At 63.0% G+C, this 23,424-nt stretch carries 19 protein-coding genes and 1 pseudogene; 6 read left to right on the top strand and 14 right to left on the bottom strand.

The annotated features are described in order from the left end of the window. Positions 1-81 precede the first annotated feature (81 nt). The 8 genes from hutG to BPHYT_RS21890 all read right to left on the bottom strand — a co-directional run bounded on the left by hutG (position 82) and on the right by BPHYT_RS21890 (position 11,294). On the bottom strand, positions 82-1,044 hold the full coding sequence (gene hutG, locus BPHYT_RS21925; RefSeq protein WP_012426305.1) for a formimidoylglutamase: 963 nt from the start codon (positions 1,042-1,044) through the stop codon (positions 82-84). Continuing rightward, on the bottom strand, positions 1,041-1,817 hold the full coding sequence (locus BPHYT_RS21920) for an amino acid ABC transporter ATP-binding protein (RefSeq protein ID WP_012426304.1): 777 nt from the start codon (positions 1,815-1,817) through the stop codon (positions 1,041-1,043). Before BPHYT_RS21920 ends, hutG begins: the two co-directional genes overlap by 4 nt. Continuing rightward, a complete protein-coding gene (locus BPHYT_RS21915) occupies positions 1,814-2,482 on the bottom strand; it encodes an amino acid ABC transporter permease (RefSeq protein WP_012426303.1) in 669 nt (222 codons plus the stop codon). The genes BPHYT_RS21920 and BPHYT_RS21915 overlap by 4 nt, the downstream gene beginning before the upstream one ends. 17 nt (positions 2,483-2,499) lie before the next feature. After that, positions 2,500-3,255 (bottom strand): transporter substrate-binding domain-containing protein, encoded by a 756-nt coding sequence (locus tag BPHYT_RS21910; RefSeq protein ID WP_012426302.1) that lies wholly within the window; start codon positions 3,253-3,255, stop codon positions 2,500-2,502. 75 nt (positions 3,256-3,330) lie between these two features. Further along, complete coding sequence (locus BPHYT_RS21905; protein ID WP_012426301.1) at positions 3,331-4,080, bottom strand: IclR family transcriptional regulator; 750 nt, start codon at positions 4,078-4,080, stop codon at positions 3,331-3,333. Between the two features lie 187 nt (positions 4,081-4,267). Then, positions 4,268-5,158, bottom strand: coding sequence for a transglutaminase family protein (locus BPHYT_RS21900; protein ID WP_012426300.1), 891 nt, complete (start codon positions 5,156-5,158; stop codon positions 4,268-4,270). Then, on the bottom strand, positions 5,155-7,791 hold the full coding sequence (locus BPHYT_RS21895) for a circularly permuted type 2 ATP-grasp protein (RefSeq protein WP_012426299.1): 2,637 nt from the start codon (positions 7,789-7,791) through the stop codon (positions 5,155-5,157). Before BPHYT_RS21895 ends, BPHYT_RS21900 begins: the two co-directional genes overlap by 4 nt. 29 nt (positions 7,792-7,820) lie before the next feature. Next, positions 7,821-11,294 (bottom strand): transglutaminase family protein, encoded by a 3,474-nt coding sequence (locus BPHYT_RS21890; RefSeq protein ID WP_012426298.1) that lies wholly within the window; start codon positions 11,292-11,294, stop codon positions 7,821-7,823. A 335-nt stretch (positions 11,295-11,629) separates the two neighbouring features. On the opposite strand from BPHYT_RS21890, the gene BPHYT_RS21885 reads away from it, so the two are divergent. Both BPHYT_RS21885 and BPHYT_RS21880 read left to right on the top strand, forming a co-directional pair. After that, a complete protein-coding gene (locus tag BPHYT_RS21885) occupies positions 11,630-12,859 on the top strand; it encodes a zinc-binding metallopeptidase family protein (RefSeq protein WP_012426297.1) in 1,230 nt (409 codons plus the stop codon). Between the two features lie 340 nt (positions 12,860-13,199). Then, positions 13,200-15,041, top strand: coding sequence for an adhesin (locus BPHYT_RS21880; protein ID WP_012426296.1), 1,842 nt, complete (start codon positions 13,200-13,202; stop codon positions 15,039-15,041). Between the two features lie 85 nt (positions 15,042-15,126). Here the strand turns inward: BPHYT_RS21880 and BPHYT_RS21875 are convergent, their stop codons facing one another. The 3 genes from BPHYT_RS21875 to BPHYT_RS21865 form a co-directional block, all read right to left on the bottom strand. Continuing rightward, complete coding sequence (locus BPHYT_RS21875; protein WP_012426295.1) at positions 15,127-16,404, bottom strand: DUF3443 domain-containing protein; 1,278 nt, start codon at positions 16,402-16,404, stop codon at positions 15,127-15,129. 11 nt (positions 16,405-16,415) lie between these two features. Further along, the gene (locus tag BPHYT_RS21870) at positions 16,416-16,865 is read right to left on the bottom strand and encodes a DUF2844 domain-containing protein (protein ID WP_012426294.1); all 450 of its coding nucleotides are present in this window, start codon (positions 16,863-16,865) and stop codon (positions 16,416-16,418) included. Between the two features lie 581 nt (positions 16,866-17,446). Continuing rightward, positions 17,447-17,872, bottom strand: coding sequence for a phasin family protein (locus BPHYT_RS21865; RefSeq protein WP_012426293.1), 426 nt, complete (start codon positions 17,870-17,872; stop codon positions 17,447-17,449). A 350-nt stretch (positions 17,873-18,222) separates the two neighbouring features. Here BPHYT_RS21865 and BPHYT_RS21860 point away from each other — a divergent pair, with 350 nt between their 5' ends. Continuing rightward, a complete protein-coding gene (locus tag BPHYT_RS21860; RefSeq protein WP_012426292.1) occupies positions 18,223-18,681 on the top strand; it encodes a hypothetical protein in 459 nt (152 codons plus the stop codon). Between the two features lie 775 nt (positions 18,682-19,456). Next, positions 19,457-20,227: a DUF4410 domain-containing protein gene (locus BPHYT_RS21855; RefSeq protein ID WP_012426291.1), complete on the top strand. Its 771-nt coding sequence runs from the start codon at positions 19,457-19,459 to the stop codon at positions 20,225-20,227. Between the two features lie 98 nt (positions 20,228-20,325). On the opposite strand, the gene BPHYT_RS21850 is transcribed toward BPHYT_RS21855, so the two are convergent. The 3 genes from BPHYT_RS21850 to BPHYT_RS21840 all read right to left on the bottom strand — a co-directional run bounded on the left by BPHYT_RS21850 (position 20,326) and on the right by BPHYT_RS21840 (position 22,870). Then, entirely contained in the window at positions 20,326-21,003 is a 678-nt protein-coding gene (locus BPHYT_RS21850; protein ID WP_012426290.1) for a dihydrofolate reductase family protein, read from the bottom strand. Positions 21,004-21,187: 184 nt separating this feature from the next. Next, positions 21,188-21,811 (bottom strand): RNA polymerase sigma factor, encoded by a 624-nt coding sequence (locus BPHYT_RS21845; RefSeq protein ID WP_012426289.1) that lies wholly within the window; start codon positions 21,809-21,811, stop codon positions 21,188-21,190. 27 nt (positions 21,812-21,838) lie between these two features. Then, a complete protein-coding gene (locus BPHYT_RS21840; RefSeq protein WP_041759093.1) occupies positions 21,839-22,870 on the bottom strand; it encodes a MerR family transcriptional regulator in 1,032 nt (343 codons plus the stop codon). 212 nt (positions 22,871-23,082) lie between these two features. Here BPHYT_RS21840 and BPHYT_RS39695 point away from each other — a divergent pair. Next, a pseudogene (locus BPHYT_RS39695) lies at positions 23,083-23,205 on the top strand (NAD(P)-binding protein); the annotation flags it as partial. 25 nt (positions 23,206-23,230) lie between these two features. Continuing rightward, on the top strand, positions 23,231-23,395 hold the full coding sequence (locus tag BPHYT_RS39190; protein ID WP_238535738.1) for a hypothetical protein: 165 nt from the start codon (positions 23,231-23,233) through the stop codon (positions 23,393-23,395). The last annotated feature ends 29 nt before the right edge of the window (positions 23,396-23,424 follow it).

Raw genomic sequence — 23,424 nt, 5'->3', positions numbered from 1 at the left:
GGCGCAATGCGGCCGGTCCGACACCCATTTCCGGGTCGCGGCACCCACCTGACCGCCGGTTGCCGCCAGACAGATGCGTTCTCAGAGCAAGCGGTAAGCCAAGCGCGCCGCCGCCCTCGCGGTGCGCCTGTCCTGATCGAGCGACGGGTTGTACTCCGCGATATCCGCCGCGCGCAGCTTGCCCGAGCCACGGACACGTCGCACCATCTCCTCGACCACGAAGAGAGGCACGCCCAGCGCCGCAGGCGCCGAGACGCCCGGCGCGGTGGCCGCGGGAAGCACGTCGAGATCGATGGTCAGATAGACATCGTCCGCTTCGTCCAGCATCAGATCGAGCTCTTGCAAGCGTAGCGGCAGTTGCGTTTCCTGCATGTCGACGTCGAGTGCGTAGCGAACGCCGAGACGCTGCGCGTGCACGAACAGCGAAGCCGTGTTGCCCAGATCGCTGATACCGAAGCAGACGTAATTGAATGGCACGCGGCGCTCCGCGCAGTCGTTCGCGATCTGGTCGAACGGCGTGCCCGAGTTCGCGGGACGCTTCTGGCGCAGGTCGAAGTGCGCGTCGAAGTTAATGATGAGCAGTTTGCGAGGCGTAGCGGATTCGTCAGCCTCACGCCGATGTTGATGCAAAACCAATCCACAATACGTTGCCCACGCCACCTCATGCCCGCCACCGAATACCAAGGGCCGGCCTCCGCTCGCCAGCACCTCGCTAATCACGTTTGCCAATTCGGCTTGCGCGCCTTCGAGGTCGCCGTCGTCGCACGCAACGTCGCCCGCGTCGGCAAGCATCGCCATCGAATTCTTAGCGGGCAAGCCCGCCAGCGCACGCCGCAATTCCTTCGGCGCATGCGCCGCGCCGGTGCGGCCTTGATTGCGGCGCACTCCTTCATCGGAGCCGAAGCCAACAACCACCGTCGTATCGCCATGGGCACGAAGCGAACCGTCAAACGGCACGATCTGATTGAAAACTCGCCGCGTGTCGCCGGGCTCGCCGTCGTCCGAGCGGCCCGCCCACATCTTGTCATCGAATGGAACTCTCATGCGCGCGACAACACCGCCTGCAAGAAAGCTCGCGTGCGTGGCTGCGAAGGCGCGGAGAAAATCTCTGCCGGTGGACCTGCTTCGACGATCACGCCGCCGTCCATCACCACGACTACGTCGGCGACTTCTTTCGCGAAACCCATTTCGTGCGTGACGACCACCATCGTCATGCCCTCGCTCGCGAGCAACTTCATCACCTGCAGCACTTCGCCGACTAGCTCGGGATCGAGCGCCGAAGTCGGCTCGTCGAACAGCATTACGCGCGGCTGCATGGCTAGCGCACGGGCGATCGCAACGCGTTGCTTCTGACCGCCCGACAAGCTCGCCGGCATCACATGCGCCTTGTGCGCAAGTCCGACTTTCTCCAGCAACGCGAGCGCGGCCGCTTCAGCCTCAGCCTTGCTGGCGCCTCGCAACATGCGCGGGCCGACCGTAATGTTATGGAGCACCGACAGATGTGGAAACAGATTGAACGACTGAAACACCATGCCGACTTCGGTGCGCAACTCGTTCAACGAGCGCTCCTTGAGCATCTCCCCCTGATCGACCAGCCGATGCCCGCAGATATCGATCGTACCGCCCTCCGCCTGCTCGAGCCCGTTGCAGCAGCGCAGAAACGTACTCTTGCCCGAGCCGCTCGGACCGATCACCACCACAACCTGTTGCGGTTGAATATCGAAGTCAATGCCATTGAGCACGGTATGCGAGCCAAACGACTTCGTCAGTCCGCGAATGCTGACGATAGGTTCACTGAGGTTGGTCACGGTATTCATTGCACCATCCCTCCCGCGCGCAAATGGCGCTCGACACGATGCAGCGCGTAATTGGTCGCCTGCGTCAACACCAGATACACCAGCGCGATGGCCAGATACACTTCGAGCGAGCGGTACGACACGCTGATGATCTTCTGCCCTTCATGCATCAGATCGTCGATGGTCAGCAGCGACACCAGCGCCGAGTTCTTGATCAACGCAATGAACTCGTTGCCGAGTGGCGGGATCATCCGCACGATGGCTTGCGGCAGAATGATCGCGCGCATGGCCTGTCCCGACGACATGCCGATGGAGCGCGCCGCTTCCATCTGTCCGCGGTCTACCGACTGAATCGCGCCACGCACGATCTCCGAAACGTAAGCCGCCGAATACAAGCCGAGTCCCAACATGCCACACACAAACGCCGGCAACAGAATGCCGAATTGCGGCAAGCCGAAGAACAACAGAAACAGCTGCACCAGCAGCGGCGTGCCGCGGAAAAACGTCAGGTACGCCGTGCAAAAGCCGTACACGATGCGCCGTTTCGGCGTGAGCCGCCCAATGCCGATCAGTAGGCCCAGCACGCAACTCAGCGCGAGCGAAGCGGCGGTCACTTCGACCGTCACCACGGCGCCGTGCAATATGTCCGGCAAGCCGGCAATGACCGGCGAAAAATCGAGTTCCATTGGTTTCGCTTAGCCGGTTATTGCGCCGTTGCGCCGAACCACTTCTTGACGATCGCCGCATACGTGCCGTCGGCCTTGATTTTCGCGAGCGCTGTATTGAACGCGGCCTTCAGTTGCGGCTCGTCCTTGCGCACGGCAATCCCATACGCTTCGGTCGTAAGCGGTTTGTCGAGCACACGGAAACCGCCGCGCGTCTTCACGAGCTGATAGGCGGCCGGCTTGCCGGTTACGGCGGCGTCAGCGCGGCCAATGCCCACGAGATCGAACATTTCTTGATTCTTTTCGACTTCCACGCGATTGATCTGCGGGAAGTTGTCGCGCAGGAAGTTGACCGATTTGGTGCCCACCTGGACCGAGACTTTCTTGCCGTTCAGTTCTTCCACCGACTTGATAGGCGAATTGCTCTTCACCAGCACGACGAGGCCTCCGGCATAGTAGGAGTCGGTGAAGTCGACCACCTTCGCGCGTTCGTCGGTGATGTAGATGCCGGAAATCGCCGCATCGAAACGGTGGGCGATCAGGCCGGGAATCAGACCTTTGAAGTCGATGTCGGTCCATTGCACCTTCTTGCCCATCGCCTTGGCGAGCGCATTCATCAGGTCCACGTCGAAGCCGGTGCGTGCGCCATTTTCGGTGTACTCCATGGGCGGGAAGGTAGCGTCGGTGGCCACGTTCAGCACATCCGGCGTTTGCGCCGATGCGGCGCCGGAGAAGCCGGCGAAAGTCACGGCAACCGTGACGCAGGCGAGAGACAACAGTCGTTGCAGCTTCATTGGATAGGTTCCTTGTGGTTTTTTAATTTCGTTCGGAATCCAGATTGAATTCCGGTCGCAAGCGGTTTCGTCCAGTCAATCGGTTTGCATACGCTCGGAAATGGCGCGGGCCGTACGTAGCGTCCCGTCGATGAATTGGCTTTCGCGGCCGACGGCGCGCGTGGACGGCGCCATCAGCGTGATCGACGCGCCGCTGCCGGCGCCGCGTCCGCTGCGATGGAATATCGGGGCGCTCACACCCCAGACACCCGGATCCACTTCACTGTCGCTGACTGCGTAGCCTTGGGCGCGAATCTGCTCCAACCGGGCTTCGATTGCCACGCGGCCGGCCGGATCGTCATTGAACAGGTTGTCGAGTACTTCGGTGCGTGCCTTGTCGGCCATGAACGCGAGCAGCGACTTCGCCGACGCACCCGCCTTGAGCGCCACGGCGCGTCCTTTCTCGAACGAACAGCGCAGCGAGTGCTGGCTGTCGACCATCTCCAGACACATCACCTGATGTTTAACGGCGACCACCAGTCCAATGCTTTCCTGCGATGCTCGCGCGAGCCGCTGCATCTCGCTGCGGCTCGCTTCGACCAGCAGCGAATTGACGTCGAAGCCCAGCGCCAACTGCAGGCTAATGGGGCCCGGCGCGTAATGCCCCGCGTTCTCCGCGACGAAGCCCCAGCGCTTGAGCAAGGCGATCTGCCGGTACAAGGTGCTTTGCGCGAGTCCGGTGACAGCCAGCAGCTCTTTCACCGACATGGCCTTACCGTGACTGGCGAGCGCCGCCAGCACGAGCAGCACCCGTTCAGCACCTGTCACACCTTGTTCCGTATTCACAATGACACCGGCCCGCAACTCATCAGGGACTCAGAATGCCAGAACGCTCTCAGATTTCAAAAATTCAATTCCCGCTGAATGGGAATGAGTGACAAGGGTTTCCCCGAACAGGGTGGGATAAGTGGCCGCGGCGCCAACGATGAATCGAGCGCATTCTTTGCATCAGAAAACGCTTTGTCAGATGACGTCAAAGCGCAAGCACCGTCACCCCCACTTCCACCCGATGCGCCCCACCACCCAGAATCATCCCGCGCAGCAACGAGACATCGCTGTAATCGCGGCCGATGGCGAGCGTCACGTGATCCATATCGGCGAGCACGTCGTTGGTCGGATCGAGATCGATCCAGCCGCTGCCGGGGCAATACACGGACACCCACGCGTGCGACGCGTCGGCGCCAATCAACCGCGGCTGTCCCGGCGGCGGATCGTTGCGCAGATAGCCGCTCACGTAGCGCGCAGGCAAACCCAGCGAGCGCAAGCAGCCGATCATCACCTGCGCGAAGTCCTGACACACGCCGCTTTTCAATTCGAAGGCGCGTTCGGCCGGCGTATCGAACATCGTCGCGGAAGGCTTGTAGGCGAAGTCTTCGTGAATGCGGTGCATCAGATCGATCGCGCCCGCGGCGACCGGCATGCCGGGCGGAAAACTCGGCAACGCATAGTCCCGCAACGACGGCCGTGGCACGATATTCGGCGACGCGAAACAGAACTCCGCCTCGGGCCGGAACCGGCCGCCGACGCGAAAGCGCAGCGCGTCGGCCACGTCGTCCCATGCGGGCGTCGCCTCGGGATCGAGATCGGTCCAGCGCGGCATGAGCGCCACCGTGGTTTCGCTGACAAGTTGCAAGCGCTCATGCGGCGCATCCAGCGCGAAATACAGCACGTCGTTGCCGAATGCGTCGATCCGGCTATTCATATACGACGGTTCGGGTTCGATCTTTTCGCTGTGCGAGACCACGCGCTGCCATGAACAGGCAATCGGCCGGATCGTCGCGAGATGCTGCGCGGTCTCCACAAAGGTGGAGTAGCGATAAGTGGTGCGATGCGAGACGGACAGCACGGTCGGCGTGTGCTTCATGACCACACCTGCGAGGCGACCGTGCTGGCGTGGCTGAAATAGCGCGCGCTGATCTCGTGCCCGGCCGCGCCGACAAATCCGGCGATCTGATCGCATACCGCGATCAGATTGGCGTACGTGCCGTTTTCGTCCACCTCGCATAGCGATTCCAGCGTCGGCAACACATCGGTGGGCGCCATCAATTCAGCAAACGGACGATGCCGCGTGCTGCCCGCCGCCACGGCGATCTCGTCGAGCTTTTTACGCAGACGCTCATACACACCGTAAATGCCGCGCGGATTGGTCGGCTCGATGACCAGCAGGTCGAGCAAGGCCGGCACTTCGAAGCGGCCTGGATAGAGTGAGCGATACGTCAGCGTGCTGTCGAACAACTGCAGCAGCAGATCGAAACCGGCGGGTGTAGAGAGCTGGCCTTTGTCGGCGACCACGCGCAGAAACGAGGTCATCGCCGACACGCGTTCGATGTGGCGGCCCACGAACAGCAGACGCCACGCTTCGTCGCGCGTCATGCGATCGCCCTGCGCGCCGCTGATCGCCGACAACTGCACCGACAGGTGTTCGAGCGCGCTCATCAGCGTGACGCGGTCATAACGTTCATAGCGTTCGCCGCGGCCATTACCGTTACCTTGTGATGAAGATGAACCATTGCTGTAACCCGGCGCGGGCATCAACATCTGCAATGCGTCGCGGAAATCGTTGCGCGCCGCGAGAATCGTGCGCCAGTGATCGTTCGACAGACGCCCGCGCACCTCACCATTGGATCGCGCCTGCGAAGTCAAGTTCTGTCCGATGCTCGCGGCGCCGGTGCTCTCGATCAGGTTAGCGACCAGCGCGCGCTCGAAAGCTTGCGGCGAATGCGGCGCGAACATGTCGCCGGACTGCACGAGCCCGCAATATAAGGCGAGTTCGACCAGAGTCGGAAACATCGCGTCGGCATCGTTGCCTTCCAGCGAACCGAGGATCAGGCGCAACAGCCGCACATTGTTCTCAGCGCGCTCGCCGTAACGTCCGGCCCAAAACAGGTTTTCCGCCGCGCGGCTCGACACGGTGCGATGCTTGCGCGCGAGGTCGGCGGGCTGCATCGGCGAAGGCAGCAACGTGAAGGTCGAAGTCGGCTGGCTCGACAACACCCATGTATCGACGCTGCTGCCGCCGTACTGCATGGACACCGTGGCCTGGCGTTCGGCGGCCATGCGAGTGAAGCCGCCCGGCATCACATGCCAGCCGCCGTTGACGTCCGCGATCGCATAGACGCGCAACACCGACGGACGGCGGCCGACGGTGCCATCCTCATAACGCGGCGTGCAGGAAAAGCGCTGGGCCTGCTGAATCGTGTAGGTGTCGGGCATGGCTTCGATCCGCTCGCGCCACGTCGACAAACGCTGCCGGCCCTGCTCCACGCCGGGCGGCGCATCGCGCCCGGCGACTGGCCACGTCGGCACGATGAACGCCTCATCGAGCCGACGGAATGCGTGCTCGCGCGCCGCCTCCTCGCCGCACCACCATGTCGCCACGCTCGGCAACACGAGGTCTTCGTCGAGCAGCACTTCGGCGATGCCCGGCAGAAAACCGTGCAAAGCCGGCGATTCGACAAAACCCGAGCCTGGCACGTTGGAGACGATCACATTGCCCGCGCGCATCACCTGCAACAAGCCGGGCACGCCGATGCTCGAATCGGCGCGCAGTTCGACCGGATCGCAGAACGCATCGTCCAGACGCCGCAGCACCACGTGCACGCGTTCGAGACCGGCGAGTGTCTTCAGATAGAGCTTGTCGTCGCGCACGGTCAGGTCTTTGCCCTCGACCAGCGTCACGCCGAGGTAGCGGGCCAGAAACACATGCTCGAAATAGGTTTCGCTGAACGGCCCCGGCGTGAGCAAGGCAATATGCGGCGAATGGTCGGCGCCGTCGCTCTCGTGCCGCATGGTGGCCTGCGCCGCCTGCACGAGTGTCGCGATCAGTTGCGAATAAGTCGGCGCGAGCCGGCTCACGCGCAGGGCGCGGAACGGATCGGCGAACAGCGTCGAGACGATCAGGCGGTTTTCCAGCGCGTAGCCGAGACCGGACGGCGCTTCGGTGCGATGCGCCATCACGGTCCAGTCGCCGTCGGGCGTGCGCGCCAGGTCGACCGCGACCACTTGCAGAAACTGGCCGCCCGGCGGCGCGTACCCCTTCACCGAGCGCAGATAGCCGGGGTGGCCGAAGACCAGCGCGGGCGGCAATTGCCCGCGCTCCAGCAAGGTTTGCGGCCCATAAATATCGGCGACGATCGCATTGAGCAGATGCGCGCGCTGCGTTACGCCGCGCTCGATATGCGCCCACTCTTCCTCGCTGATCAGGAACGGCAGCAGGTCGAGCGCCCACGGCCTCGGTTCGCCGTTGTCCGCGTAGACGTTGTAGCTGATGTCGTTGTCGCGGATCTGCCGCGCGACCGAGGCGAGGTGATCGTCGAGCCGCGCGATGCCGTCTTCGCCGAGCCGCTCGAAGAATTGCCGCCACGGTTCACGCAGCGCGCCCGAGGCATCGCGCAACTCGTCCCAATGTCCCTCGTGGGCCGGCAACAGGCGCAACAGGGACGAAGCGTCCGCGCGCGCCGCGGACGTCTCGAAGGGAAAAGTCGATTGAAAGGCCAAGGTCGTGTCGTTTTAAGAGTGTGCTGGTTTCACCAGTAGCGCAGGTCCAGTGTGAACGGAAACTCCAGACTGCGGTGCGGTGCATCGACCGTGAGCGGCCCCGGCGTATGTCCCGACGCGAAGAAGCGCGCGCGCCGCCGGCTTTCCGCCTCATAGGCGTTCACCGGGAAGGTCTGGTAATTGCGCCCGCCCGGATGAGCGACATGATACTGGCATCCGCCCACCGAGCGGCCGGCCCATGTGTCGACCAGATCGAAAGTGAGCGGCGCGTCCACGCCGATGGTCGGATGCAGCGCCGACGGTTGCGACCACGCGCGAAAGCGCACGCCGGCCACATATTCGCTGACGCGGCCGGTCGGCTGCAACGGCACGGGCACGCCGTTGACGGTCAGCACATGACGATTGTCGTTCAGGCCCAGCGCGCGCACTTCGAGCCGCTCCACCGACGAATCCACGTAACGCACCGTGCCGCCCGGCGAGCCCTCCTCGCCCATCACGTGCCACGGTTCGAGCGCGTTGCGGATGGTCAGCGAGACGCCGTTCACCGTGGTTTCGCCGACCAGAGGAAAGCGGAACTCGAAGTGCGGCGCGAACCAGCTGCTGTCGAAGGCGAAGCCAGCGCGGTTCAGTTCGCCGAGCACGTCGTCGAAATCCATCTTCACGAAGGTGCCGAGCAGGAAGCGGTCGTGCAGTTCGGTGCCCCAGCGCGTGAGCCGCTGCGTGTACGGCGTGTGCCAGAAGCGCGCCACCAGTGCGCGCAGCAACAGTTGCTGCACGAGACTCATACGCGCGTGCGGCGGCATTTCGAAGCCGCGCAACTCGAGCAGGCCGAGGCGGCCGGTCGGGCCATCGGGCGAATAGAGTTTGTCGATGCAGAACTCGGCGCGGTGCGTGTTACCCGTCACGTCGATCAGGATGTTGCGCAGCGAGCGGTCGATCATCCATGCCGGCAGGCTCGCGCTGTCGCGACCGCCGAGCATGTCGATCTGCCGCTGCAACTCGCGGAACGCCACTTCGAGTTCGTAGACCTGATCGTTGCGCGCTTCGTCGATACGCGGCGCCTGGCTGGTCGGCCCGATGAACAGCCCGGAAAACAGATACGACAGCGACGGATGGTTGTGCCAGTACGCGATCAGGCTCGCGAGCAGATCCGGACGGCGCAGGAACGGACTATCGGCGGGCGTTGCGCCACCGAGCACGAAGTGATTGCCGCCGCCGGTGCCGGTGTGCCGGCCGTCGGTCATGAACTTCTCGCTGCTCAGATAGCTTTGAGCCGCCGACTGATACAGATACTCGGTGTGATCGACCAGTTGATCCCAGTTCGCCGCGGGATGAATGTTCACCTCGATCACACCCGGATCCGGCGTGACCTGCAGTATTTTTAGGCGCGCATCGCGCGGCGGCGGATAGCCTTCGAGCACCACTTGCATGCGCAACTCGGCTGCGGTCGCCTCGACGGCCGCGAGCAGATCGAGATAGTCGTCCAGTTCGGTGAGCGGCGGCATGAAGACATGCAGCAGCGTGCGGCCGCTGCCGAATGCTTCCGTTTCGGCCTTCGGACCGGCCGCGCGTTTCGGGTCGCGCGCTTCGACGCAAATCGCGGTGCGGATCGTTTCCTTCGACGATTGCCCGCGTTCGGGCGGCGCCTCGTCACCCGGTTGGCGCGCATACGCCAGCACGCCGCTGCCGGGCATGCCGCTCAGCAAATCCGCCGCCGAGGACGACAACGCCGCCGCGCGCCGCGCATCGGCGGGGCTCATGCTGCGCTGCTCGCCGTCGTATTGCATGCGCAACTGCGCGGCCGGACGCAACGGCACGGGCGGCGCGAACGGATCGTGCGCGTGCTGGTACGGATAGTCGGTCTTCGAGACCCACGGCAGCGAATCGAGCGGCAAGCGGTAACCCATCGGCGAATCGCCGGGAATCAGGAACATGCGCTCGTCGCGGAAGAACCAGCGGCCGCTGACCCATTGCGGCGCCTCGCCGGGCACGTCGCGTTCGCGCGCGAGCGGCAGTACGTAGCCGGTCGCGCCGCCCAGACCCGCGTCGAATACGCGGCGCAGGCGCACGCGCTCCAATTCGTCGTCCAGCCGCGCGTCGAAGGGATCGACGTTGACCGGCAGACGCCGCTCGCGCCACAGGTAGTACCAGACGTCCTCGAAACCGGGCTGGATGCAGTCCGTGTCCAGCGAGAGCTTGTTCGCGAGATGCGCGAGGAAGCGTTGCGCGTCGGCCGCGGTGTAGGTGCCGGGCTCGCGTTCGTCGGCGAACAGAGACGGATCGTGCCAGCAGGGCTCGCCGTCGGCGCGCCAGTAGAGCGACATCGCCCAGCGCGGCAGTTGTTCGCCCGGATACCACTTGCCCTGGCCGATATGCAGGAAACCGTTCGCGCCATAGCGCGAGCGCAGCTTGTCCATCAGCGCAACCGCGTAGCCGCGCTTGGTCGGGCCGAGCGCGTCGGTGTTCCATTCGGCGGCGTCGCGATCGCGCACCGAGACGAAAGTCGGCTCGCCGCCCATCGTCAGACGCACGTCCATGTCCTGCAATTGCCGGTCGACCTGCGCGCCCATCTTCAGCACGTCGGCCCACACCGCTTCGCTGAACGGCTTGGTGACGCGCGGCGTCTCCAGAACCCGCTCGATCGACATCGTGTGTTCGAATTCGACCTCGGACTCGTCGACGGCGCCGGAGATCGGCGCCGCGCTGCCCGGTTCGGGCGTGCAGGCGACGGGGATATGCCCTTCGCCCGCCAGCAGCCCGGAGGTCGGATCGAGACCGATCCAGCCCGCGCCCGGCAGGTAGACCTCGCACCACGCGTGCAGGTCGGTGAAGTCGACTTCGGTGCCGCTCGGGCCGTCGATCGATTTGACGTCGGGCGCGAGCTGCAGCAGATAGCCGGACACGAAGCGCGCCGCCAGCCCTAACTGCCGCAAGGTCTCGACCAGCAGCCAGCCGGAGTCGCGGCACGAACCCGCGGCGCTCACGAGCGTTTCCTCGGGCGTCTGCACGCCCGGTTCCATCCGGATCAGGTAGCGGATCTCGCGCTGCAACCGCTGATTCAGGCCGACGAGAAAGTCGGCGGTGGCGGCCGGCGTGCGGTCGATACTCGCGACGAACTCGGCGAAGCGCGGCGTCATCGGCCGCTTGACGCGGTAGGGCGCGAGTTCCAGCGCGAGGCCGGGCGAATACTCGAAGGGAAACTGCTCGGCCGAGGGTTCGAGAAAGAAGTCGAACGGGTTGTAGACGGCCATTTCGGCGACCAGATCGACGGTCACCTTGAATTCGCGCGTCTTCTCGGGAAACACGAGCCGCGCCTGATAGTTGGCGAAAGCGTCCTGCTGCCAGTTGATGAAGTGTTCGGCCGGCTCGACCCGCATCGAATACGAGAGGATCGGGGTCCGGCAATGCGGCGCAGGCCTGAGACGCACGACCTGGGGCGACAGTGAAACCAGCCTGTCGTAACGGTAATGTGTGACATGATGCAACGCGACGCGTATGGACACACCGGACTCCTGGACGAAGGATGGCAGCCCGCCAAAAAGCAAGCTTCATGCCGTTTATTGAACGCTTGTTGAACAAGTGCGAAAAACCGCTCGAACTGCCTGTACACCCCGGATCATCGCCTGCTATGAAGTGGGTGGCGCTTCGCCGACCGTCCGGTCGATCGAACCAAGCCCCGTTTCACTACCGTTTTCAACGCCACGCACCAAAGCGGCGCAGCGCCGATGCACGATCATGCACGTAATGTGCGTTAAACCAGTGACGTCTGGCAAATGCGGCATAAAGATTGCGACACAGCGTCTTCTACGACTGCCTTCCCACCTTCCAGGCTCCACCGATGAAAACCTTCCACTGCAACCATTGCTCGCACCTTGTCTTCTATGAAAACGTTCGCTGCGAACGTTGCGAGTCGTTGCTCGGCTATGTGCCCGAAGTGGCGGAAATCAGCGCGTTCGAAGATGCCGGCGAAGGCCGCTGGCGCAGCCTGCATCCAGGCGCTGAAGGCGCGCTGTTCCGCCAGTGCCACAACTATGCAGTCGAGAACGTCTGCAACTGGATGATCCCCGCCGACTCGCCGGACCAGTTGTGCCGCGCCTGCCAGTTGACCCTCACCATTCCGAATCTGAGCGCGCCCGACAACCGGCTCTACTGGTATCGGCTGGAAATGGCCAAACGCCGTCTGCTCTACACGCTGGCCGAACTCGGCCTCGACGTGAAGTCGCGCCAGGTCGATCCCGAGCACGGCCTCGCGTTCGAGTTCCTCGAGGACGGCGGCGACGGTTCGCGCGTCATGACGGGCCATGATAACGGGCTCATCACGCTGAACATCGCCGAAGCCGACGACGCCCACCGTGAGAAAGTGCGTACCGCGATGGGCGAGCCCTACCGGACTTTGCTCGGCCATTTCCGGCACGAGACCGGGCACTACTACTTCAGCCAGTTGGTGGAAAACAACCCGCGCTGGCTCGAACCGTTCCGCAAACTGTTCGGCGACGAAAGCGTCGACTACGGCGAGGCGCTGAACGCCTACTATCGCGACGGTGCGCCGGCCGAGTGGCAGGCGTCGTTCATCAGCGCGTACGCCACCATGCATCCCTGGGAAGATTGGGCCGAGACGTGGGCGCATTACATGCTGATCGTCGACGTGCTGGATACGTCGACGTCATACGGCGTGGCGCTCCTGCCCGACGACCCGAGCGAGCCCACGCTGACCGATCGCACGCCGGTGGAAGACGCGAGCTTCGAGAATTTGATGAAGCGCTGGTTTCCGCTCACTTATGCGCTGAACAGCCTGAATCGCAGTCTGGGCATGCCGGACGGATATCCGTTCACGCTGGCCGCGCCGGTGGTTGAGAAGCTGCGTTTCGTGCACCGGGTGATTCAAGCGGCCGGGGATAAGTCGCAGCCGAGGGAAGCAGCGACGCCGCCGGGTCAGGCGGCGGTGGCGCCGGTGCAGGAGGCGGCAGCGCCGCAGCAGCAGCCCGTTGCGTCCGAGCCTCCGCCACTACAGCCCGCGCCCGTCGCTGCTCAGACAGCCCCGGCCAAACGGGCCACGAGACGACGCTAACCGGTATTTTCGGAAGCAAACCGGCTTGGTCGGGGATCGGCTCTTAAAACCGTATCCCTGACACATTCAACGCGTGCATTTCCCGGTTTTCGAACAATCTCACTCAAAAACCCTTTCTCAAAATAAGACTCTTCCTAGATGCAGCCCGGTCGAATTCTTTGACAATCGGATTCAGTCGGCGACACACGCAGCACGCGCATATCGCCCTCAATCGGCGCGCCGTGCTTTGAATCACGCGTCACAACCCGCCACGGGTTGCAAACGCCCTGCCGCCGCCTCCCTGTCATTGAACATAACGCGCATGCCGAACATCGCAAGCCGTTCACCATCGACCCAAGCCATGAGCACCGAATTTTCCCTCGATCGTTTCGAATCCCAAATCCAGTCCCGTGACTACGATGCCGCGCACGAGGAATTCTGCACGCTACTCAGGACGCTGTCCGACAAGCGCGGCAGGCTCGGCGCCGAACACTTCGCCCGCAGCACGCCGAACGCACCCAGTGACGAAAAATCGCGGGACACCTTGCAGCGCATCGCCGACGGTTTCACCACGCTGTTTTCCGCCCCCGAGTATCCGCTCCAGGCGGAGAAGATGAACATCATGTTCTGGGGGCGCCCGTGGATCAACATGATCTTCGCCGTGACATCGTATGGATCGACGGATCACATCGTCCGCAAGCTGCTCGAAACCGCGGAGGATAACGATGAAGCGCGCGCCATCTTGACCCGCAAGCAACTCGTGCTCTACACCGCAGGCTCGCAATACGACATCGATTTCACCGACCTCCACCGGCGCGACCCGGTGCTCGCGACGAGCCTTGGCGTTTCGATGGTCAGCGCGGCCGTGCACATCTCGCCGGCCGCGCACGAAAAACGCGAACGTCTGCTCGAATGGCTGCCGGGCGCGCTCGACAAGATCGAGGACCTCGACGAGTTGCCGACCGCCGCCGTCTGCGGCGCCTACATGCATTGCAGCTATTCGACATCGCCTGAGCGGCATGAGATCAAGCGCAGCATCAACAGGCTGGTGCGCAAGAAGCTGGACGCGCTCGGCCTGCTCGGCCACGAGGCCAGCGTCGCCCGCACAGGAATCAAAGGACGCAAGCCGGTGATGCTCGTGGTGCTCGAATGGTTCTCGGGCGGTCACTCGATCTATCGGACCCATTCGCGCACCATGCTCGCCGCGCGCCAGCATTTTGAAGTGGTCGCGTTCGGCGAGGCGCAGAACGTGGACGAAGCGGGACGCGCGATTTTCGATCGCTTCGTCGAATTCGAGCATCCGGAATATGTCGGCGACTGCATCCGCCAGATCCAGGCGTTCGCCGCACGCGAGCAACCGGACGTGCTCTATATGCCGAGCGTCGGCATGTTCTCGCACACGATCTTTCTGTCGAACCTGCGCGTCGCGCCGTTGCAGATCGCAGGCCTCGGTCATCCCGCGACGATGCACGCGGCGCATATGGACTACGTGAGCGTGGAGGACGATTTCGTCGGCGATCCGGCCTGCTTCAGCGAAAAAATGCTGCGTCTGCCGAAGGACGGCCAACCGTACGTGCCGTCGAAACTGCTCACCAATGTCGTGCCGTCCGTGCCGGAGCGCGGCGACGTGGTCAACATCGGCGTGACGGCCAGCGCGATGAAAATCAATCCGCACTTTCTCGAGACCTGCCAGGCGATCGTTCGCACTGCGCGCGTGCCGGTCAAATTCCATTTCATGACATGCTGGAACGAAAGCATCGATCTGGCGTACGTCAGAAAGTCGATCTACGCGACGCTGCCGGAATCGAGCGTGGACGTGTACGGCTCGCTCAGCTACCCCGAGTATCTGAAGATCCTCAACACGATGGACATGTTCGTGAGCCCGTTCCCATTCGGCAATACCAACGGCATCGTCGATTCGTTCACGATGGGCCTGCCCGGCGTCAACCTGTGCGGACGTGAAGTGTTCGAGCATATCGACAGCGGCCTTTTCGAGCGCGCTGGCCTGCCGTCATGGCTCACAACCTATTCGACCGACGAATACGTGCGCGCCGCCGCCCGGCTCGCCGAACAGCACGACGAGCGCGAAGCGCTGCGCCGGCGCCTGATCGACGGGAAAGCGGTCGAGCGGATCTTCGAGGGCCGTCCCGAAGCGTTCGGCGAAGGCGTATTGAAGTTGCTGAACGGTCTCGGCGAAAAGTAAGTCATTCGACCGCGTCAAACGAACGGGCCGCGACGGGAGATATTCCGTCGCGGCCCGTTTTCACATCCGTCGGCGGTCGCCTCGGTCAATACGCAACGTAAGGGCCCATGCCGCCGGGCGTCGGCTGCTGCTCGACGGCGGCGTACACACTGCGGCCGTAGAAAAACGGCAAACCCCAGTCGAAGATCGCGGACTGCACGAACGCCGGTCCCGCCAACAGCGGCAGCGCCGAATCGCCGCTGTACGTCTGGGCAATCGTCGTGGCATTGCCGACGCTGAAGTTCACCGCGCTCGTCGTGCCGTTCACGCCCTGGATCATCGCGCTCAATTGCTGGGTCGATCCCGGGCAATAGTACGAATTGTTCGGGCTCGCGCAAACAGGCAATGCACTGGTCTGGAAGAACAGTCCCGTCGAGCCGCTGTCCAGAATACTGCGCGGATACGTGATGCCGTTCTGCACGGTCGTGAAGGTGCCATTCGACGGACTCACGCCGATTACCTGCGCGCCGCCGAGCGCATTGTTGGTCTGCGTGCCAATGCCGAATATCAGTTGCCCGCTGACCGATTGTGCGCCACCCGATACCGCCGGCAGGCTCAGCAGCGAACCGTTGTTGTCGGTGGCGAAGTACGGAACCGGATTGGCCACTTGCAGTTCTTCGGCGAGCGGAATCGACGTGCATGTCGCGCCATTGCAGCCGTAGTACGTGCCGGCCAGCGCCTGCTGCACGCAGTTCGCGCCGCAATCGTGCTTGAACACGCCGATGCCGAGAATGCCGTTGGCCTGCAACGTGGCCGGCGTGTTGCGCGCCGCGCCGAAGTTCGCGCAATCGGCGGGCAGCGTTGCATAGTTCGGGTCGATCACCTGAATTGGCAGCGATGCCGCTTTCTCGCCGGCAATCTGCAAGTCGGCGAGCTTGACCGGACCCCACGTGTAGCCGTCGAAAAACTGCATGCATTCGGCGACCAGATGGCCCGACGTGTCCTTCTGTTGCGGCAGCGTCATCGAAGCAGGCAACTGGGAAGCGAAAAGACGCACGCCCCACGACCCGGTATCGACCAGCACATGATCGATGGTTTGACACTGCGTCGTGCCCGGCGCGCAGATGGTGAGATTGACGAACGGCATGTTCGGCACATCGCTCACGCCGGAATCGACCGTCACGCGCACCGCGTTCGCAGCCAGCGTTTGCGACAACGGCACGGTGTTGGCCACTGACGGACCAGGCGAGGCACTGGTCGAACCGTTAGTGCCGGCCGCGCTGCCCGAACCGCTGGAGCCGCCGCCCCCTCCGCCGCACGCACCGACGAGCAACGCGAGCAGCGCCGCGCACAGCAAAGTTTTGAACGAAGACATAAGGCGCATGATCCGCTCCGTTATTGAATGACGCCGGCATCGACGCCCGCGGGCACCGTTTGCGGCAGATAGGCATGACCGGAGAACGCCCGCAGATGACCGCCGGAGTACACGACCAGGTCGCTGTTGGAAACCGCGAGCGGCGTACCGCGGCGCGTCGTGGTGGCGGCGACATACGCGTCGAATGAAGTCCCGAGCATGGATTTCAGATCCGGCAGCGTCGGCCCTTCCCACGCGACACCGAACACGATGCCGTTGCGCGCGACGTACTCGCGCACCAGCGTGCCGGACGGCAGCGTCATCAGGTGCACGGAATACGCGCTTTGTGTAGTGGCCGTGTGAGTCACCGCGCGCAAGCGGGACTGATCGCCGTTGACGGTGCTGACGTTCTGGCCGAGCGTCGCGTGCGCGGCAAGCGACAGCGCGCAGCTTGCCCCGAGCATTGCGCGAGCAATGCGGGAATAGAGCATCGGTTTCAAGTGAGTTCCTTCGAGGTGAAACGCTCGTGACCCGGCATCGAGCCCGTCACGAACGGGAAACTAGGGGCGCACGCTTCGCCGGTGGTGCCGTGTTGCAATCACACTGGTTGGGCTGCGTGAATGCGTCTACGGAGTGGCGGCGCGAAACTTTAGGCATCGCGGCGAAACGCGCCAATCGTTTGCGGAGGGATTTAATCCTTTGTGCCGCATAGCGTCGTTTGGGTCTGTTTGATATTTCCGGACCAGATCACCAATGGGCGGCGCTTGGGCGCGCGTTTTTGCTTCACGGCTCGTTTAAAGCGAACAGTGAAGCACACCGGCCAAGGCCGAAGCAGAAAAAATTCATGCGCGCAGCATCGCTGCGGCATATGTAAGCGGACACTGAAAAGATCAATTAAAATGCGGCTTTTTGTCCGACAATACAAAGCATTAAAAGGCTTTTTGTATGACCAGATAATCGACGCTTTAATCGTGATTTCGAGGGCAAAGAAATGCCGCAGATAACTCGAAGGTTATCTGCGGCATTTGGCGGTTGAACGTGACGCGTCAGCGATTCAACGCATCAACGTCCGTTACTTTTTCTGCTGTTGCAAAAGCGATTTAAGCTCCTGCACGTTTTCTTCTACGCGTTTTGCGATCACCGCATACGACTCTGCCTGCGTCTGATACGCCGCTTGCGCCAGTTGCTGCATATCGGCGAGCGACTTGTGCAGACTCTGCTGGATCAACTCGGCAGCTTTGCCCGAAGGCGCCGTGCCGCCAGCCGACAACTGGCCCGTCAGCGACTGCAATTCGCCCAAGGTCGAGCGCAGCATGTCGGCCTGTTTCTGCGCGAGCGACTGCATCCCCTGGAAAGCCGTCTGATTCGCCTGAACCAGTGCTTCCATGTCCTTGCGTCGCGCTTCCATGATGGCGGGTACGTCGAAGCCGGGGAGCTTGAACTGCTCCAGCATTTTGGTGAAATCGCCAAACGGATTGGCGGCGTCAGGTCGGTCCATGCGAAATCCTCCTTAACGGTTGACTACTCGCCGGCGGTGCATCGCCGCGTTATGTCTGCGTGACGCATGCACCGGCGGCATCGCGTGCGCCGTGCGTCCGCAGGAACGGACGGTTCTGGGGTCGGACGGCACATCGTTCAATCATGCGCTATCCGGAAACAATGCGCCAGCGGGCACACCCTGGCTCCGGCAATGCCGTCGGCGGAACTTGCCGGACGCCGGCCGCGCGCGGGGAAAGGCGAAGTAAGTTACCGGGCGGCTTCAGTAACCCTACGAATCGGCAGGTCGACTATCGTTGCTCATGTGCCGGCGCACTGTAGCGCCGGCGCTGTCTCGACGGGAGCGAGTTCATGAAAAAATCAATCTTGAGCGCGGCGCTGAGCGTCGTTGTGACTCTAGCCGCGACGGCCGCGTTTGCCCAGGAAGCGCCGCCGCCCGCAGCCCCTCAGTCGCACGGCGAACCGCAGCACGACGACGGGCCGCCGCCGCATGGCCGGATGGGTCCGATGGGTCCGATGGGCCCCGGCTTCGCGGTGATCAACGATCTGGAACAGTTGCGCCGCCTTTATGCCATGAGCGGACATCAAGGTGAAATCATCGCCGTGTATCACGACGTGCTGAACAAGACGCAAGATCCGATGCTGCGTCACTACGTGTACGACTCGCTGGCTCGCGAGCAGTTGAAGCCCGCTAATCCCGACCAGGCAATCGTGACGCTGCGCACCAGTCTGTCGGAAGACCTCGCCGCCGCGAACAAGGCGCCGCGCGGCGGTCCCGGCGGCATGCCGCCGCCGGCTGAAGCCCAGTAATCCTCGCGGTGGCGTCACGGCGCGAGTCTCGTCGTGACGCCGTCACATGTAAGACGTGGTCAGTGCCTGACTACCGCGTGGCTCGTCAACTGAGTGACCGCTCGACACGCACGCCGGTGCGCTCCGCGCGCTGGCTTTTTTCCGCCAGGCGACAAACGCACGGCAACTTGTACGCAGGCGTTTCTAATTGGAAGCGCTCCCGCCTGCGCGCCGTCTAACCATTCAGCATGCTGCGTTAGCTTTCCCACATTGCCGCTTCACTGACCACTTCTCATCTTCCGTCAGGTGATTAGGATATGAGCACTGCAACACTGGTGCTCTGGTGAAGAATGCGCTACCCGCTGAATCTGGCCGTCGCCGCCGTCCTGCTGGTTTTTGTCCTCGGCTGCATCATCAAGCTTGCCTTGAACTGATGGCCGATACGTACGGCGTCATCCGCACCGTTGCACGACCTCGCGCCGCTTGCCGGCGAGGTCGATCCCCCTCCGCACATTCGCCTTTTTTCCGCCACGTCCGCTGACTCTCGCGACTCGCGAAAGCCCCGCGCGACACCGCTTCGCGCCATGACATAGGACGAAATAATTGTTGAATGGAGTTCGGGAAGTCACGCGTCCATACTTCGTTTCGCTGCCGGTGCGTACGAAACAAAACGCATGAGATCAAGGGTGCTTCACGTGCGAGACGTTTCGCCGATGATCAACGATCCTACGGTTGCCCGATCATCGAGAGAACCGTTCGAACATTCCGGCACCGCGTGCCGACGACAGGATCAACAATGTTGCCTACTTCAATGAAATCCCTCAGAAAAAATGCCGCCCGTCTGGCCTGCGTGACGATGGTCTTTTGCAGTGCGCTGCTGACCGGTTGCGCCGGCAGCAGCATCAAGGATGCGAGCGCGGCGAGCACGCCGGTCCAGGTGCGCCCGGACAACATTTATGTCTACACCTTCGACGCCAATCCGGACCAGGTCAAACTCGACGGCGGCATGATGCAGAAAGTGAAGACGCAGCTCGAAGGTTCGTCCGCAGCGCAAAAGCAGGCCGCCGATGCCGCCGAAGTCCGCGAGCAGGTCGCCAACGAAATCGCGCATCAATTGCAGTCGATGGGTCTGCGCGCGATCCGCTCGGATATCACCGCACCCGCCGATCAGAATGTGCTGCTCGTGCAAGGCAGCTTCAACACGATCGACTCGGGCAATCGCCGTCGCCGTATGTTGATCGGCCTCGGTGCGGGCAAGAGCCAGGTGAGCAGTTCGGTGCAGATTCTGTATAAGCCCGCGGGCGGCACGCCGCGTCTGGTGCAAACCTTCACCGCCAACGCTGACAGCGGCAAGGCGCCGGGCATGGTCGAGACAGCGGGCGTGGGCGCGGCGGCCGGCAGTATCGCGACATCGGCCGCAGTGGGTGGCGGTCTGCACGCGGTATCCGAAACCAAACGCGCTGGAGTGTCAGCGGACGCAAAGCGCCTTGCAGATGCAGTGGCCAAGCAGATTGGCGAGATCGGTGTGAATGGCGGATGGCTCTCGACGCAACACATCAAAGGTTGATAACGCATTAGCCGGCGTGTTGAACCGCAAGAATCATGAATAGCGCGGCAGAGTTGGAATTCGATCCGACTCTGCCGTTCGGTTTTCAGGCCTGCGCTTCAGGCCTTCGTATAACGCAGCCACACTGCACCGTGTTCCTTTTGTTCGACGGACGTGAGCTTCAGATACGCGGGCGCTTGCCACTTCTCCATGGCCACTTCGAACGAGGAAGGATGTTCGCTGCGGCCATCCACCAGCGGCAAAATCAGCACGCTGACTTCGTCGACGAGACCCGCGTTCACGAACGCGCCGCTCACATGCGAACCGCCCTCCACGATCAGCTTCTTCACACCGAGTTCACGCGCGAGTGTTTGCACGACCTTGCCGAGATCGAGTTCGGTCTTGCCGCCGAACACGTATGACACGCCGATCGATTGCAGATAAGCGAGGTAGTCGTCGGCAACCTGTTCGGTCAGCACTTCGATCACGTGCGACTTGAGCGCGGTGTTGCTCTTCCACGCCACTCGCCCCTGCGGATCGATGGAAATCGCGTACTGATCCGCTTTGCGTTCGACGAAGTGATCGGTGCGCGGCACGGCGCCCTTGGCGAGTCCTTTCGGATAATCCGCGCCGTGCGCAATTTCCTGCATGGTGACGCGTCCGCAGATCCAGCCGTCGGCTTCGAAAGTGGCTGCCGTGTCTTCGTACAGATCCGAGGCATAGTCGAGATGCCAGCCGTCCGTCAGACTGCGGCCATCGAGCGAGGACATCATGTGAGCGACGATATATGGGTTCATGCGTCAAGCCTCCGTGTCAGGTCAATGAAGAGACCTTGCAGCAAGGGCCGTTCCGCAAGCGCGTTGGTGGCTTGCTGACGATGCATGTGAAGTCGGTCGCGCGACGAGTTGGCCGTTCATCGGTGACCCTGCAAGATAGCCGCAGCGAATGCTCGAAGCGACGCGGCGCCGCCCGGCCAGTGGATCAGTAAAGGCCGCCGTGATGCGGCGCAGGTCGCGCATCGGCCATCGCGCGCAGCGACTCCAGTCCGCGGCTGATCCAGCTTTTCACTGTGCCGACCGGTGCATCGAGAGTATGCGCGATCTCCGATTGCGATTGACCCCGGAAATAGGCAAGCGCGATCGCCTGACGCTGAACCGGAGCCAGGCGGCCGAGATAGGAGGACAGACGCTCGGCATCCAGCGCGAACTCCTGCCAGAAATTCACGTCGGCGTCGCCCGCGGCATTGCGCTCGTCCAGTTCGTCGACATACACGCCGGAATACGGATTGCGCCGCAAATAATCGAGCGCCTGATTCTTCACGATGGTCGACATCCACGTGGACGGCGAAGCCTTGCCGGGGTCGTACGACCCGGCGAAGCGCCAGATCTTGATGAAGCCGTCCTGCACCACTTCTTCGGCCGATTCGCTGGTGCGGGTGACGCGCACCGCGAGACCGAATAGCGACGGCGCCGACGCCCGGTACAGCGCCTCGAACGCGCCGGCTTCGCGCCTTGAAACGCGCTCGAGCAGCGCCGCGAGATACGCGCTCTTCTGATCCAGTGCGGACGCGCCGATGGTCGCGTCGGTCGAAGCATCATGTGACATTGCACATCCTCCGGGACGGTGCGCGCGCTATGCCTGACCGGCCTGCGGCGACTGCGATCCGGCAAACCAGCCTTCTTCGCGCGCGACACGTTCGAGCGCCGCCTCGACCATCGCGCAGGCCCGGTTGCTGACGTCGCCCAGATAGCGGTGCAGCGCGGCGTCCTGCGCCGAGCGCGACGTGCAAGCGTCGCTGTAGCGCTCGAACGCCGAGAGCTTCATGACCAGTTCCGCGAGGTGACGCGGACACTCGCACGCAATCGTCGAAGAACGGCCGGCAATCATTTCCAGCTCGCGGTCGTCGTAGCGACGGCGCACGCGCGACCACACGGCGTCGTCGCCGATGCGTTCCTGACTGCGCACGCGTTCGCACAGGTCGCCGAGCATCTGACGGAATTCTGTCCGGCTGTCGGGCTCGCGATAAAGACGCACGCCCGCCACGCGCAGAATCTCCGCCGCCGGCCCGGTGCCGAAGCCGTAGACGACCGCGATGGCTTTCGCGCGAACCGCGTCGCCGAGCGCAATGATCTGTGACGCGATGTCTTCTTGAAGTGAGTCGATGCTGACCAGCAAGGCGTCGATCGGCGCGCCGCGCTCTCCGCTCGTGCCGCCGCCTGCCGCGGCGAGGGAGAGATCGGCAAACGTGATCAGCTCGTTCACGCCATAGGGCCGCAAATCGACACCCGACGCCCGAAAACGCTGCGCAAGGCTGCCGCCCACGAGAGCGAGCCGGAGATTGACGGACTCGACCAGAGGGAGGTCAGTCGCGCCGCCGCTCTCGCGTCCGCTGCGCGCAGCCAGAAATTGCAATTGCTCGCGATCGAGCCGTGCGATCGCGCCGATCGCGTGGCCGCGGCTCACCAGCAGTTTGATCAAGGTGAGTCGCCTGACGTCGTCTTCTGTGTAGAGACGCTGGCCTGACGCGGTTTTAGCCGGCCCGACCACGCCGTAACGGCGCTCCCAGATCCGCAAGGTCGTGACCGGCATCTTGGCGAGGCGCGCTGCCTCACCGCTTCTGTAGCCCTGTTGAGCCGGTCGTTGCTCGTCAGACGAAGTCATCATGAAACCTCAAACTATTCATTGTCGTTTCAAGCATACTTCATTTTCGGCTTTGTGAAACGACTTATCGACTCATTTTAAGTGGTTGAAACGGTATTTTCGATGCACCGCCGTTGTTGACACCACTCGCGCAGATCATCCGCCTCGGCACCGACGACTAATCAAGACGTCGTGAAGCGCGGCCAGCGTCGCGCAGCCATCCGGGTCGAAGCATCGTGAAGAGTTCTGACTCGCGCGCCCATATCGCGGTCGTCGGCGCAGGCATTGCCGGTCTGTCATACGCCATGACTCCGCGAGCGGCAGGCTGCCGGCTGCGCATGTTCGACCGCAGCCGCGGCCCGGCCGGCTGGAAGCCTTTCGGCGTTGCGGCGGACCGAGGCCGGCGGCGTGGACCCCGCGCCGTTGGCGTCACGCCGATGCGCGCCGGACGGCGATCTCGCGGCGGGTTACGTATGGCGCAACGTGGGCGGCTTGGGTCTGTGCGGCGACTGGCTGAACGGCGGCCAAGAAGTGGAAGCGCGTGGCTGAGCTGAAGAGTGTTAGAGCAGGAGATGCTG

Origin of the sequence: Paraburkholderia phytofirmans PsJN (genome assembly GCF_000020125.1) — a bacterium.
Classification (GTDB): Bacteria; Pseudomonadota; Gammaproteobacteria; order Burkholderiales; family Burkholderiaceae; genus Paraburkholderia; species Paraburkholderia phytofirmans.
The sequence above is the reverse complement of the archived record's forward strand: the minus strand, read 5'-3'. Positions and strand labels throughout refer to the sequence as shown.

Excerpts from the sequence above, each read along its gene's own strand:
- BPHYT_RS21920 (WP_012426304.1), bottom strand. The coding sequence starts at position 1,817 with ATGAATACCGTGACCAACCTCAGTGAACCTATCGTCAGCATTCGCGGA.
- BPHYT_RS21875 (WP_012426295.1), bottom strand. The coding sequence starts at position 16,404 with ATGCGCCTTATGTCTTCGTTCAAAACTTTGCTGTGCGCGGCGCTGCTC.
- BPHYT_RS21845 (WP_012426289.1), bottom strand. The coding sequence starts at position 21,811 with ATGTCACATGATGCTTCGACCGACGCGACCATCGGCGCGTCCGCACTG.
- BPHYT_RS21900 (WP_012426300.1), bottom strand. The coding sequence starts at position 5,158 with ATGAAGCACACGCCGACCGTGCTGTCCGTCTCGCATCGCACCACTTAT.
- BPHYT_RS21855 (WP_012426291.1), top strand. The coding sequence starts at position 19,457 with ATGTTGCCTACTTCAATGAAATCCCTCAGAAAAAATGCCGCCCGTCTG.
- BPHYT_RS21860 (WP_012426292.1), top strand. The coding sequence starts at position 18,223 with ATGAAAAAATCAATCTTGAGCGCGGCGCTGAGCGTCGTTGTGACTCTA.
- BPHYT_RS21840 (WP_041759093.1), bottom strand. The coding sequence starts at position 22,870 with ATGATGACTTCGTCTGACGAGCAACGACCGGCTCAACAGGGCTACAGA.
- BPHYT_RS21885 (WP_012426297.1), top strand. The coding sequence starts at position 11,630 with ATGAAAACCTTCCACTGCAACCATTGCTCGCACCTTGTCTTCTATGAA.
- BPHYT_RS21915 (WP_012426303.1), bottom strand. The coding sequence starts at position 2,482 with ATGGAACTCGATTTTTCGCCGGTCATTGCCGGCTTGCCGGACATATTG.
- BPHYT_RS21910 (WP_012426302.1), bottom strand. The coding sequence starts at position 3,255 with ATGAAGCTGCAACGACTGTTGTCTCTCGCCTGCGTCACGGTTGCCGTG.
- BPHYT_RS21850 (WP_012426290.1), bottom strand. The coding sequence starts at position 21,003 with ATGAACCCATATATCGTCGCTCACATGATGTCCTCGCTCGATGGCCGC.
- hutG (WP_012426305.1), bottom strand. The coding sequence starts at position 1,044 with ATGAGAGTTCCATTCGATGACAAGATGTGGGCGGGCCGCTCGGACGAC.
- BPHYT_RS21870 (WP_012426294.1), bottom strand. The coding sequence starts at position 16,865 with ATGCTCTATTCCCGCATTGCTCGCGCAATGCTCGGGGCAAGCTGCGCG.
- BPHYT_RS21865 (WP_012426293.1), bottom strand. The coding sequence starts at position 17,872 with ATGGACCGACCTGACGCCGCCAATCCGTTTGGCGATTTCACCAAAATG.
- BPHYT_RS21880 (WP_012426296.1), top strand. The coding sequence starts at position 13,200 with ATGAGCACCGAATTTTCCCTCGATCGTTTCGAATCCCAAATCCAGTCC.